General features: G+C 60.6%; 10 protein-coding genes and 4 tRNA genes. All 14 read right to left on the minus strand.

Translation table 11 applies throughout. The features are described from left to right. Nucleotides 1-82: 82 nt before the first annotated feature. The 14 genes from rpoB to QD228_RS15510 all read right to left on the minus strand — a co-directional run bounded on the left by rpoB (nt 83) and on the right by QD228_RS15510 (nt 13,289). Nucleotides 83-4,159 (minus strand): DNA-directed RNA polymerase subunit beta, encoded by a 4,077-nt coding sequence (gene rpoB, locus QD228_RS15445; RefSeq protein ID WP_077373342.1) that lies wholly within the window; start codon nt 4,157-4,159, stop codon nt 83-85. A 206-nt stretch (nt 4,160-4,365) separates the two neighbouring features. Beyond that, nucleotides 4,366-4,734, minus strand: a complete 369-nt coding sequence (gene rplL, locus QD228_RS15450; RefSeq protein WP_043334886.1) for a 50S ribosomal protein L7/L12 — start codon at nt 4,732-4,734, stop codon at nt 4,366-4,368. A gap of 92 nt (nt 4,735-4,826) precedes the next feature. Continuing rightward, nucleotides 4,827-5,336, minus strand: a complete 510-nt coding sequence (rplJ, locus tag QD228_RS15455; RefSeq protein WP_065392618.1) for a 50S ribosomal protein L10 — start codon at nt 5,334-5,336, stop codon at nt 4,827-4,829. A gap of 261 nt (nt 5,337-5,597) precedes the next feature. Continuing rightward, on the minus strand, nt 5,598-6,290 hold the full coding sequence (gene rplA / locus QD228_RS15460; protein ID WP_065392620.1) for a 50S ribosomal protein L1: 693 nt from the start codon (nt 6,288-6,290) through the stop codon (nt 5,598-5,600). Nucleotides 6,291-6,292: 2 nt separating this feature from the next. Next, nucleotides 6,293-6,724: a 50S ribosomal protein L11 gene (rplK, locus tag QD228_RS15465; protein WP_043334893.1), complete on the minus strand. Its 432-nt coding sequence runs from the start codon at nt 6,722-6,724 to the stop codon at nt 6,293-6,295. A gap of 117 nt (nt 6,725-6,841) precedes the next feature. Further along, nucleotides 6,842-7,375, minus strand: coding sequence for a transcription termination/antitermination protein NusG (gene nusG, locus QD228_RS15470; protein ID WP_065392619.1), 534 nt, complete (start codon nt 7,373-7,375; stop codon nt 6,842-6,844). Between the two features lie 10 nt (nt 7,376-7,385). After that, entirely contained in the window at nt 7,386-7,754 is a 369-nt protein-coding gene (gene secE / locus QD228_RS15475; protein WP_043334897.1) for a preprotein translocase subunit SecE, read from the minus strand. A 77-nt stretch (nt 7,755-7,831) separates the two neighbouring features. Then, nucleotides 7,832-7,907, minus strand: a tRNA-Trp gene (locus QD228_RS15480). 163 nt (nt 7,908-8,070) lie between these two features. Next, nucleotides 8,071-8,145: transfer RNA gene (locus QD228_RS15485), tRNA-Thr, on the minus strand. Nucleotides 8,146-8,180: 35 nt separating this feature from the next. Next, nucleotides 8,181-8,254: transfer RNA gene (locus QD228_RS15490), tRNA-Gly, on the minus strand. Between the two features lie 46 nt (nt 8,255-8,300). Next, nucleotides 8,301-8,384 (minus strand) — tRNA-Tyr (locus tag QD228_RS15495). 111 nt (nt 8,385-8,495) lie between these two features. Further along, nucleotides 8,496-9,335, minus strand: coding sequence for a type III pantothenate kinase (locus QD228_RS15500; protein WP_279876007.1), 840 nt, complete (start codon nt 9,333-9,335; stop codon nt 8,496-8,498). After that, nucleotides 9,332-10,312 (minus strand): biotin--[acetyl-CoA-carboxylase] ligase, encoded by a 981-nt coding sequence (locus tag QD228_RS15505; RefSeq protein WP_077373336.1) that lies wholly within the window; start codon nt 10,310-10,312, stop codon nt 9,332-9,334. Before QD228_RS15505 ends, QD228_RS15500 begins: the two co-directional genes overlap by 4 nt. Nucleotides 10,313-10,403: 91 nt before the next feature. Continuing rightward, nucleotides 10,404-13,289 (minus strand): DUF2339 domain-containing protein, encoded by a 2,886-nt coding sequence (locus QD228_RS15510; RefSeq protein WP_279876008.1) that lies wholly within the window; start codon nt 13,287-13,289, stop codon nt 10,404-10,406. Nucleotides 13,290-13,584 lie beyond the last annotated feature (295 nt).

Below are 13,584 nucleotides of genomic sequence, written 5' to 3' on the forward strand. Positions count from 1 at the left end.
CTCCGTTGCGGAGTTGTCATGGGCAAAGCCTGGCTGCTGACACCAGGCTTTGCGGACCGTCAATACTTGTGGCTTTTCGGCGTCAGCCTTCCAGCTCCATGTCGATACCCAGCGAGCGGATTTCCTTCACCAGCACGTTGAAGGATTCGGGCATGCCCGCCTGCATGGTGTGATCGCCATCTACGATGCTCTTGTACATCTTGGTACGGCCTTCCACGTCATCGGACTTGACCGTGAGCATCTCCTGGAGGGTGTAGGCAGCGCCGTACGCCTCGAGGGCCCAGACCTCCATCTCACCGAAGCGCTGACCACCAAACTGCGCCTTACCACCCAGCGGCTGCTGCGTGACGAGGGAGTAGGAGCCGGTCGAACGCGCATGCATCTTGTCATCCACCAGGTGGTTGAGCTTGAGCATGTACATGTAACCGACGGTCACCTTGCGATCGAACTTCTCGCCGGTGCGGCCATCGTAGAGGTCCATCTGTCCGGAATCAGGGATACCGGCCAGCGTGAGCAACTGCTTGATCTCGTGTTCCTTGGCGCCATCGAAGACCGGCGTCGCCATCGGCACGCCCTTCTTCAGGTTGTGCGCCATGGTGATGATCTCGTCATCGCTGAGCACGGAGAGGTCTTCCTGGCGGCCACCGACGGTGTTGTACACCTTGTCGAGGAACTCGCGGATCTGCTTGACCTGCTCGGCACGCTCTTCGCGCAGCATATGCTCGATCTTCACGCCCAGACCACGCGCGGCCATGCCGAGGTGGGTCTCGAGGATCTGACCGACGTTCATGCGCGACGGAACACCCAGCGGGTTCAGCACGACATCTACCGGCTCGCCGTAACCATCGAACGGCATGTCTTCCACCGGCATGATCGCGGAGATGACACCCTTGTTACCGTGACGACCGGCCATCTTGTCACCCGGCTGGATACGGCGCTTCACGGCGACGTATACCTTGACGATCTTGAGCACGCCCGGCGCCAGATCATCGCCCTGGGTGAGCTTGCGCTTCTTGTCTTCGAAGCGCTCGTCCATCTCGCGACGACGGATCTCGAGCTGCTCATCGGCCTGGGCCAGCAGCTCATTGAGAGATTCGTCCTGCAGACGCAGCTTGAACCACTCCTGACGCGGCAGGGCCTCGAGGTAGTCATCGGTCAGCACGTCGCCCTTCTTGAGCTTCGGACCACCGTTGACCGCCTGACCGACCAGGTTGCGCTGCAGACGCTCGAAGGTCGCCTCTTCCGCGATGCGGTAGGTTTCCTGCAGGTCCTTGCGGACCTCGGCCAGCTGCATCTGCTCGATGGAGAGCGCACGCTGATCCTTCTCGACGCCGTCACGGGTGAAGACCTGAACGTCGATGACGGTGGCCTTCATGCCGGTCGGGGCACGCAGAGAGGTGTCCTTCACGTCGGACGCCTTCTCGCCGAAGATGGCACGCAGCAGCTTCTCTTCCGGCGTCAGCTGGGTCTCGCCCTTTGGCGTGACCTTGCCGACCAGGATGTCGCCCGGATTCAGCTCGGCACCGATGTAGACGACACCGGACTCATCCAGCTTGGAGAGTGCGGACTCGCCGACGTTCGGGATATCGGACGTGATTTCTTCCGGCCCGAGCTTGGTGTCACGCGCGACACAGGTCAGTTCCTGGATGTGGATGGTGGTGAAGCGATCTTCCTGCACCACACGCTCCGAGAACAGGATGGAGTCCTCGAAGTTGAAGCCGTTCCAAGGCATGAACGCCAGACGCATGTTCTGACCCAGTGCCAGATCCCCCATGTCGACGGACGGGCCGTCGGCCAGGATATCGCCGATGGCGACTTCGTCGCCCGGGCGCACGATCGGACGCTGGTTCTGACAGGTGTTCTGGTTCGAGCGGACGTACTTGGTCAGATTGTAGATATCAACGCCGGCTTCACCGCCGATGATCTCTTCTTCCCGCACACGCACGACGATACGCTTGGCATCGACGGAGTCGATGACGCCGCCACGACGTGCCACGGCGCAGACGCCGGAGTCACGCGCCACGAAGCGCTCCATGCCGGTACCGACCAGCGGCTTGTCAGCCTTCAGGGTCGGAACGGCCTGACGCTGCATGTTCGCACCCATCAGGGCGCGGTTGGCATCATCGTGCTCGAGGAACGGGATCAATGCCGCAGCGACGGAGACGACCTGACGCGGAGACACGTCCATCATGGTGACCTTTTCCGGTGCCATGAAGGTAGTCTCGCCACGGTGACGCACCTGAACCAGGTCGTCGACCAGACGGTTGTTCTCGTCGACGGTCGCGGAGGCCTGGGCGATGATGAAATCGCCTTCCTCGATCGCGGACAGATCGACGACGTCGTCGGTGACCTGACAATCCACGACCTTGCGGTACGGCGTCTCGAGGAAGCCATAGCTGTTGGTCTTGGAGTAGGTCGCCAAGGAGTTGATCAGACCGATGTTCGGGCCTTCCGGCGTCTCGATCGGGCACAGACGGCCGTAGTGCGTGGCGTGAACGTCACGAACTTCGAAGCCGGCGCGCTCACGGGTCAGACCACCCGGACCAAGCGCGGAGACACGGCGCTTGTGCGTCACTTCGGACAGCGGGTTGTTCTGATCCATGAACTGGGAGAGCTGGCTGGAACCGAAGAATTCCTTCACCGCCGCCGCAACCGGCTTGGCGTTGATGAGATCCTGCGGCATCAGGCCTTCGCTCTCGGCCATGGAGAGACGCTCCTTGACCGCACGCTCGACACGGACCAGACCGACACGGAACTGGTTTTCCGCCATTTCGCCCACAGAGCGAATACGACGGTTGCCCAGGTGGTCGATGTCATCGACATCGCCATTGCCGTTACGGATGCTGATCAGTTCCTGCATGACGGTCAGGATATCGTCCTGATCGAGCACGCCGCTGCCGGTATCGCTTTCGCGACGCAGGCGACGGTTGAACTTCATGCGACCCACGCCCGACAGGTCGTAGCGGTCTTCGCTGAAGAACAGGTTCTGGAACAGTGATTCTGCCGCGTCCTTGGTGGGCGGCTCGCCCGGACGCATCATGCGGTAGATCTCGACCAGTGCCTCGAGCTGGTTACGCGTGGTATCCAGCTTCAATGTGTCAGACACGAACGGACCGCAATCCAGATCGTTGGTGTAGATGACCTCGAACTGGGTGATCTTGGCCTGAGCCATCTTCTCCAGCAGTTCCGGGGTGATCTCGCTGTTGCATTCGCACACCAGCTCACCGGTGGCCGGATCGATCTGATCCTTGGCCAGCACCTTGCCGTAGAGGTACTCCATCGGCACTTCGAGACGCTCGAGGCCGGAGTTTTCCATCTGACGGACGTGCTTCTGGGTGATGCGACGACCTTCTTCCACGATCACGCTGCCATCGGCATCCTTGATGTCGAAGGCGGCAGTCTCGCCACGCAGGCGTGACGGCACCAGCTCAACGGAGAAGCCGCTGCGCTCGATGTGGTACATGGTGGTATCGAAGAAGGTACCGAGGATCTCTTCGCTGGTCATGCCCATGGCACGCAGCAGCACGGAGGCCGGCAGCTTGCGACGACGGTCGATACGGACGTAGACGTTGTCCTTCGGGTCAAACTCGAAGTCCAGCCAGGAACCGCGGTAAGGAATCACACGTGCGGAGTACAGCAACTTGCCGGACGAGTGGCTCTTGCCCTTGTCGTGATCGAAGAACACACCCGGCGAGCGATGCAGCTGAGACACGATGACACGTTCAGTACCATTGATGACGAAGGTACCGTTCTCTGTCATCAGGGGGATTTCCCCCATGTAGACTTCCTGCTCCTTGATGTCCTTGATCGCCTTGTTGGACGATTCCTTGTCGTAGATCATCAGGCGCACTTTCACGCGCAGCGGTGCAGAGTAGGTCACTCCGCGCAGCTGACATTCCTTTACGTCGAACGCCGGCGTACCGAAACGGTAGCTGACATACTCGAGCGCTGCGTTGCCAGAGAAACTGGCAATCGGGAACACGGACTTGAAGGCAGCGTGAAGGCCGACTTCCAGGCGCTGTTCTGGCGCCCTGTCCTGCTGGAGAAAGTCGTGGTAGGAATCAAGCTGGATGGCCAGCAGGTAAGGCACATCCATCACTTGGGGCAGTTTGCCAAAATCCTTGCGGATGCGTTTTTTCTCAGTGTATGAGTAAGCCATCTGTATTCCCCAGCTTGTTCACCTTGGGTGACCGATGCGTGGTCGGCTCATACCTGATGGCGCGGCGATGTCCATCAGGCGCGGACGGCAAGCCTCCCTTGCGGGCTGGCTCGCCGTCATAATTCGTCTTGCAACAGAAAAAGGCTGGTGGCGGAGTCCGCCACCAGCCAGGAAGCTTACGCAGCGTGCGTAGCCTGGAACACGAGTTACTTGAGTTCCACGGACGCGCCAGCTTCTTCCAGCTTCTTCTTAGCTTCTTCAGCGTCTTCCTTGCTCACGCCTTCTTTCAGGGTGGCCGGAGCGCCGTCAACAGCTGCCTTGGCTTCTTTCAGGCCCAGGCCAGTCAGTTCGCGAACAGCCTTGATGACGTTGACTTTCTTGTCACCAGCAGCAGTCAGAACGATGTCGAACTCGGTCTGTTCTTCAGCGGCTTCACCTGCAGCGGCCGGGCCAGCAACGACGGCGGCAGCGGCAGAAACGCCGAACTTCTCTTCCATTGCTTCGATCAGCTCAGCCACTTCCATGACGGTCATGTCAGCGACGGCGTTGATGATGTCTTCTTTGGTCAGTGCCATTTTAGCAATCCTAAACTTTGCGGAGCAAAGATGCTCGGTCAAACGGAAATCGATTCAGGCTGCACGAGACAGCCAGGAGGAAGAAGCGACGCTTACGCGGCGGCTTCGGCTTCCTGCTTCTGATCGCGCAGTGCTGCGATAGTACGGACCAGCTTGCCTGCAGAAGCTTCCTTCATGACAGACAGCAGCTTGGACAGTGCTTCGTCGCGGGTCGGCAGAGATGCCAGACGGTCGATGTTGGCCGCCGGGATGAACTCGCCTTCGTAGGCCAGTGCCTTGACTTCGAATGCCTCGACCTTCTTGGCAAATTCCTTGAACAGACGAGCGCCAGCGCCCGGGTGTTCCATGGAGAATGCAAGCAGGGTCGGGCCGACGAAGGACTCGTTCAGCACCTCATAAGAGGTACCGGACAGCGCACGGCGAGCCAGGGTGTTGCGAACAACACGCAGCTGGACGCCCGCTTCGCGGCACTGCTTGCGCAATTCGGTCATTGCGCCAACAGTTACACCACGAGAGTCGGCAGCGACTACGGAGAGAGCACCCTTGGCGGTTTCGCTGACCTCAGCAACAATTGCCTTCTTGTCTTCGAGACCTAAAGCCACGGTGTTGACTCCATTTCGTGCCGGGGAACGAATTCCCCAGTGGTTTACCATCTCTCTCACCTGAACTGCGCGGGAGAGTCTTGGAGGATGGCTGCCACCAGCGAGGCTGGGACACCATCTGCGCAGGCTGCGCGCGATGCAGGCATCACGTCGCGATTAAGCCAGCCCTGCCACCGAAGCGACAAGGCTGGCACCTGCGGTCTTTGACGGCGCCCCGCGGCTGAGCACGGGGACCGCAAAGTGAAACATTCTGTGACTGCCTTACGCGTACTTGGCGTGATCGACGGTCAGACCCGGGCCCATGGTGCTGGACAGGGTGATCTTCTTCAGGTAGATACCTTTGGAAGTGCTCGGCTTCAGCTTCTTGACTTCGGCGACCAGGGCGTCGATGTTACCCTGAATCGCGTCTGCACTGAAGTCGATCTTGCCGATACCGGCGTGAATGATGCCGTTCTTGTCAGTACGGAAACGCACCTGACCTGCCTTGGCATTCTTCACGGCAGTCGCGACGTCCGGCGTCACGGTACCGACTTTCGGGTTCGGCATCAGGCCGCGCGGGCCGAGGATCTGACCCAGCTGACCAACGACGCGCATGGCGTCCGGAGAAGCGATGACGACGTCGAAGTCCATCACGCCTTTCTTGACCTGCTCAGCCAGATCGTCCATGCCGACGACGTCTGCACCGGCTTCCTTCGCTGCTTCAGCGTTGGCGCCCTGGGTGAAGACAGCGACACGCACGTCGTTACCGGTGCCGTTCGGCATGACGGTAGCGCCGCGAACGACCTGGTCGGATTTACGCGGATCGACACCCAGGTTCAGAGAGACTTCAACAGTCTCCTTGAACTTGACGGTGGACAGCTCGGACAGCAGAGCGACAGCTTCTTCGACGCTGTAGACCTTGCCGGATTCGACTTTTGCGTTGATCGCCTGGGCGCGCTTTGAAATCTTGGCCATGATCAAAGACCCTCCACGTTCAGGCCCATGCTACGGGCAGTACCGGCGATGGTGCGAACAGCAGCGTCCAGATTGGAAGCTGTCAGATCCGGTTCCTTGGTGGTCGCGATCTCTTCGAGCTGAGCGCGAGTCACGGTACCGACCTTCTTCTTGTTCGGCTCGCCAGAACCGGACTTCAGACCAGCAGCCTTCAGCAGCAGGACGGCGGCAGGCGGCGTCTTGGTGACGAAGGTGAAGCTGCGGTCGGAATACACGGTGATGACCACAGGAGTCGGGAGGCCCGGCTCGACGTTCTGGGTAGCGGCGTTGAACGCTTTACAGAACTCCATGATGTTGACACCGTGCTGACCGAGGGCAGGACCCACGGGCGGGCTCGGGTTAGCTTTACCGGCTGCGACCTGCAGCTTGATGTAAGCCTGTACTTTCTTGGCCATGATAGGACTCCATTTTGGGTGGTAGCGCCTTGCGGCTCCCCGTGAAACCGGGCCGCCTCAGGCGACCCGTCGTGTTGCCGTGATGCTCGTATCCAGACAGGAAAGGTGATCCAGAGATCAGTCCTTCTCGACCTGCGAGAACTCGAGCTCCACTGGCGTGGCACGCCCAAAGATCAGCACGCTGACCTGCAGACGGCTCTTTTCGTAATTCACTTCTTCAACGACGCCATTGAAATCGGCGAAAGGACCGTCGGTGACGCGCACTGTCTCGCCCGGCTCGAAGAGAGTCTTCGGACGCGGCTTGTCAGTACCGTCCTGAACGCGACGCAACATGGCGTCGGCTTCTTTCTGGGTGATCGCAGCCGGCTTCTCCGGCGTGCCACCGATGAACCCCATGACGCGCGGGGTTTCATTCACCAGGTGCCAGGACTGATCATTCATGTCCATCTCGACCAGCACGTAGCCTGGATAGAACTTGCGCTCACTCTTGCGGCGCTTGCCGTCACGCATCTCGACGATTTCTTCCACAGGCACCAGGATCTCACCGAAGTGTTCTTCCATGGCATACAGCTTCACACGCTCATTCAGGGAGCGCATGACCTGCTTTTCGAAACCGGAATAGGCGTGTATGACATACCAACGCTTGGACATGGAAACTCCGTTAACTGACGATGCCGGACATCAGCCAGCCGAGGGTGGTATCGATGAGCCATAGCAACAGGCCCACGATAAGCACGGCACCCAGCACGATGGCAGTTGTCTGGACAGTTTCCTGTCGGGTCGGCCAAACGACGCGCTGGATCTCGCGGCGCGCACTGCTTGCCAGCTCGACGACATCACGACCCTTGTTGGTCGTGATGGCCAGAGCAGCCGCTGCAACGCCAAGCACGACGACGCCAAGCACGCGATAAAGCAGCGCTTGGTCAGCAAAATAGGCGTTGCCGGCAACAGCCAGCACAAGAAGAATGACGACGACCGACCACTTGAATCCGTCGTGGCGCGCTTCCTGCACCTCGGCGTTCTGTTTCATCAAAGAGACTCCTCAAGGGTGCAGCGATCGCTAGAATCGAGAATCGGTAAGAAGTCGAATACCATCCTGGGGAAGGATGGCAGGCCAGGAGGGAATCGAACCCCCAACCTGCGGTTTTGGAGACCGCTGCTCTGCCAATTGAGCTACTGGCCTGTAACACTTGCGTGTTCCAGAGACTAAAAACAAGGCTGAATTAACAGCGGGCGCCATCATAGCTGAGACAACCCATACTGACAAGCCTTATCTTTGACCGCGACCTGGGAGGTCGTCGGAAACGAAAAAGACGAGCCAAACTGCGACTCGCCTTTCCGTTGTATGGAGCTCGTGGGCGGATTTGAACCGCCGACCTCACCCTTACCAAGGGTGTGCTCTACCCCTGAGCTACACGAGCAAAACCTTTGCGCAATCTCGTCAGACGAGATGAACTGGAGCGGGCAGCGGGAATCGAACCCGCGTCATCAGCTTGGAAGGCTGAGGTTCTACCATTAAACTATGCCCGCTTTCCAACTCTTGCTGCCCAGATGAACATGCCATCATGAGCGAATCTGGTGGTGGGGGAAGGATTCGAACCTTCGAAGCTTTCGCGGCAGATTTACAGTCTGCTCCCTTTGGCCACTCGGGAACCCCACCTCTTCTATGGCGACAAATCTTACGTCGCTTGGGATACGCTGTCAAGTGCTTGATTTCTTTTGACTTCAAGCGCTTGAGGGAATGTATCTCCTCAGAACGGGGCGTAGTATGTCAAAGCATCTGGGTAAGTGCAAGCCCTGAGCGAAGTTTTTCCAGATCAGCAACGCGCGGCTGCTCCGGCGCGCCTGACAGGCGTCCGGCACGCTCCGCCGCTGTCAGCGGGAAAAGCGCCTCGAGACCGGCATAGACCATGTCCGGCCATAATGCATGAGGAACCCGCAGGCCTCTCGCTACCACGCGTGCATCCCCTCCGGTCAGCAACAGCGGCAGCGCGACCCCCTCACGATCACACACCTCGGCATACAACCGATTGACGGCACTGACCGCCGCCATGTAGATCCCGTGATTGACCGCCTCCACCGTATTGCGTCCCGGCGCCAGCAGGCTGTCCACCTCACTGTCCGGGTCGATGGCCACGTTGCGCGTCCCCAGCTTGAGGCTCTCCTTCATCAGGCGTAGCCCGGGAATGATATAGCCCCCGAGATGCTTCCCGCCCGGCAACACGAAGTCCACGGTAATGGCGCTTCCACAGTCCACACTGCAACATCCGCCGGTCAGATGATGCCCGGCAAGCGCACCAAGCCAGCGATCCACCCCCAATCGCTGCGGCTCTTCATACCCGCAGGTGACCCCCAGCACCTCACGTGTCGAGCGTGCCACATGCACTGCCCCGACCTGCTTGCGCAGCAGCTCGACGGTCTCATCCAATACCTGCTTGCGCGCCACGCTGGAAATGCGCACTGCCGTGACGACGTCCAGATCGGGAATATCCTCCCCTGGACGCCACTCTTCACGTGTCCATACTGCGCCGCGTGAGCGGATCTCGCTGGAGACAGTGTCCTTGAGACGCCACTTGGACAAGGTGTTGCCGATATCAAGATCCAGAATCATGAGACAGCGCGCAGACTGATCTCGCCACCGGCGAGTGTGATGGTTTCGCCATTCATGCGCACCTCGAGATTTCCGTTGATATCCACACCTTCAGCGATGGCTTCCTCCCGCTTGTCGCCTCGCAGAATCACCACATCGCGCCCCTTGAACGCATTGCGCTCATTCCAGCGCTGCTGCCAGGCAGAGAATCCTTCAGCTTCGAACTCAGGCAACAGGGCCAGCAGCGACTCCATCAGGCGAGCCGCATAAGCGTTGCGTGAAGCGCCCGGGATGATGTCACGTACCGCCGCGACCGATTGCCCGATATCCTCGCGATGACTCGCCGGCAACTCGATGTTCAACCCGATACCGATCACGACATCACAAGGCCCGGAGACATCACCTGTCACCTCGACCAGAATGCCGGCAATCTTCGGCTGGTCCTTCTGTATCTGAAGCAGGACATCATTCGGCCACTTCAGGCGCGCAGGCAACCCATCCGCCTCCAGCACCTCGGCGACTGCCACGCCGATCGCCAGGCTCAAGCCTTCCAGTGACGCGGCACCTGACTCGAAGCGCCAACCAAGTGAGAAGACCAGGCTGCGGCCCCATGGCGTCTGCCACTCGCGACCACGACGACCCCGCCCGGCAGACTGCACCTCAGCCAGGCAGACCTCTGCATGACCCGCTCCCTGGCGAAAGCGCTCACGGATGAAGGTATTGGTGGAATCCAACGATTCCTCGATGAACAGGCGCTTCAGATGCTTGCGAGTCTCGCGTGGCAGCGCTTCGATGATCCGCTGTCCATCAAGCAACTCGATAGGGTTGGCCAGTCGATAGCCCAACCCCTTCACAGCCTCAAGCGGGATATCAAGCGCCTCAAGTTTCTTGAGCTGCTTCCAGACCGCCGTACGCGACACCCCGAGCTCTTCGCCCAGGGCCTCTCCGGAGTGGTAGTCACCATCTCCGAGCAGGCGAATGAGATCACGGATGGTCATGCGGGGAGCGTCCCTGTGCAAAAGGGCACATTCTATCGGATTCATGGGCTTGCGAGCCAAGAACAACGACCAAAGTTCGGGGGCTTTTCACTCATTCCTGCTCCTCCCTTCGCGTACCGGCCCCTGCCAGGCGCTTGAACAACGCTGACAGCAGCATCAGCACGGTTCCAAGCCCGAGCCATGACCCCACTCGCCACAGGCCATCCAGAGTCGCCGTGTCCCAGAGTCCGACCTTGAGAATCGTCACGACCAACAGCCCCTGTCCGACGCGCTGCCAGTGCGGTTGCCCCATTCTGGCACCGCCGATCACGAGACTCGCCGCAACGGCCAGCAAGGCGAGACTATAGGCATAAAGCTCCGCCTGCTCGACCCCGAGCCAGAGCCCGAGCGCCCCACCATGCCAGACATGGCGCAAGCTGAGCCCAATCCATAGCCCGACAGCCAGCAGACCCACCACCTCGCAGAGACGACGCAGCAAGGCAGCATGCTGCGAAAGACGCCATACCAGGGCGGCTCCCAGCGCCGGCAGCGCATAAGCGGGCAATAGCCAGTTCAACAATGGCCAGCGACCGACATCACCGTCCTGCCACAGCGGATTGAATGCCAGAACGATGCCGGCAAGCCAGATGATTCCTGCCAGGCCGCCCACGACGGAGGCCAGCAGGCGGTATAGCGCGACATTCGTCGCCGAACCACGCCCGCGCCAGGCATAGCCCGCCGCCACACCAGCGAGCGCCAACACCTGCAGGGAGAGTTCCGCCAGTGAAAGAGGGCCGGAGAAAGGCTGACCGTCTGTCAGCAGATAACGAATCTCCAGCACTGTCGTGGCGAGCGCAAGCTGAACCACGACCCCTTCCAGCCAGCGCTGGATAGACTTGCGGTGACGCATGCCATGACTGCTGAGGGCGACACAGACAAGCACCGGCAGAAAGACCTGCAACGGCCAGTGACTGATGTCGTCATGCGTGCCAGTGACGACACCCCAGGCCAGACGCAGGGCCAACCCCCAGGCAAGCAGGCGCGCCAACTCGGCAAACAGGGAGCGTCCGGCGCCATCCTCATCAGCCTGGAGTCGCCACCAACGCCACTCACACCCCGTCAACCCAAGCAGTTGCAATGCCAACGCCAGTGTCAGCGATGGACCGTCAAGCGCGATCACCAGCGCCAGCGCAATCCCGAATTGAGCGGGCAGCCACAGGCCGGCAGCCAGACGCACTCCTTCTCGCGAATGGAAACGGTTGGCGCCAATCCAACATACCAGCCCCCAGATCAAGGGTGGCATGGCGGTGTTCAGCCATGGGGTCGCTCCACCCTCCGCCTCGACAGGGGTGGTGCCGTTCCAGACGGCCAGCCCCCACGCGACCAGCGGTACCAGAGTCGCCATGGCCCACCAGCAGGCAGACAGCATGTGCGCCTGCTTGGCAGGTGCCTGCGAGGCCTGCGGTTTCCAGCAGGCAAGGCCAACCAACCCGACACACAGCGCCATCGGCCCTGTCATCACCCAGATCCCGCTCGCCGTCAGTGGGCTCCATCCCCATGCCAACAACCAGAACGCTACCGCCCCCACCATCATCGACCAGCTAGCCGCCATGTGTCGTGCGGTCCATCCCGTGACCCACAGCAGCAGGACACTCGGCAACCAGTCACCGGGCGCGATGTCATTGGCAGCCTCCAGCCCCCCAACATGGGGCAGCAACAGGCTCATGGCACTGACGGCCCCCAGCAGCAGACCCGCGATCCAATGACGCTGCACCCGCGGGGTGGCACGCCATGGCCACCAGGTCATGGCCTCCCCCGTGGCACTCACGCCACCCTGCGCGCCATCTGCCACCACCCGGCCTTCGGATCGTCCAGACTCGTCTCGCCAGGTATGGAGGTACGCAATAGCCAACAGGCACAACCAGAGACCCGCAAGTCCGCGCTCCAGCTCGCCCGAGACAGGTCGCAGATCAACAGTTCCCGCCTCCAGGGGGAGCAGCGCCATCCACCATAGCAAGGCACCGCACAATCCCCCCCAATACAGCCAGTTCAGTCCGATCTTCCGGTGCAGAAGGCGGCATGCCAGGGCGATGACCCCTAGATGCCCCAGCAGCATCAGGCTGGCGGCTCCTCCCAACTGTGCCTGAAGGGGCAAGGCAAGCGGGAGGGCGTAACCACCCAGCATGCCCAGCGCGGCCAGCCATGGGCCATGATGGCGGGCACGCTCCAGCGTCCACAGACTCAGCAGAGCCAACAGCACGAAGGTGACGAGTGGAGAAGCCAACGACAGCAGGTAGTGACCGGCCAATAGACTTGCTGCGGTGACCAGACTTCCCGCACCGCTCACGGCTCCGGTCAAGCTGGGAGATTGCGTCGTGCGCCATCGTAGCCATTCAGCCAGCACGATCATGCCGATGCCGAAGCCCAGCCCCAGCGCCAGTCGCATGCCCGGCCCCAGCAGCCCCTGCTCAAGGGAGTAACCCACCAGCATCACGCCCGCCATGACCAGAGACAGGGCACCGACAAGTATCATCCAGTGCTCGCGCATTACCGCGAAGCTCCGCGCCATGGGGGTGCCACCGGCGCGCTCCGTGCTGCCGCTCTCACGCCCCTCCCCCCTGGGCCTGCCAGACGCGCCATGCAGCAAGCGTGTCCATAGCGACTCGAGCAGCTTCACGGGAGCGGCGCCTGCATCCGCATCCGTCTGATGAGAGGATGCCTCGTCAATAGGACTTCGGCTCGCTGCGGCCTTCTTCCCATCAGGTGACAAGCCCCCCTCGGCATCGTCAGTCGTGGTAGAGCCATCATTCGACTTATCCACACCCTGACGCCTGGAGGTGCTGTGCATAAGCTGTGGCCCGACCTCTCGCAGCTGTGCTTCCAGCTTGAGAACACGCTGCTCCAGCCCCTTGATCTTGAGCAGACTGAGCCAACCCGTCAGCGCCCCACCGATGACCAGAACCGCAAACACGGCACCGACCACGATCAACTCGTCCATTGCCTTCCCTGTCATCAAAGAGATATGCCTAGAGACTACGGCATTTTGATCGTCGGCTCATGCCACGAGGGGCAAAGCACCGTCTTTGCACAATCAAGGTCAACCCACGAAAAAGCCCGACTCCAGGAGGAATCGGGCTTCACGTCGAGGCGACAGGGACAGAACTCTCGTATGGATGACTCAGCGGGGTGCACGCCACCCCGATCTGCATATCACTTTCCTGCGCACCACTTTTTCCTACGCACAAAGAGAACCGCCCCTGCAGCTGGGCTGCAGGGGCGGTTCAGTATAAGTG

It is taken from the genome of Cobetia sp. 3AK (assembly GCF_029846335.1).
Lineage (GTDB): Bacteria > Pseudomonadota > Gammaproteobacteria > Pseudomonadales > Halomonadaceae > Cobetia > Cobetia marina.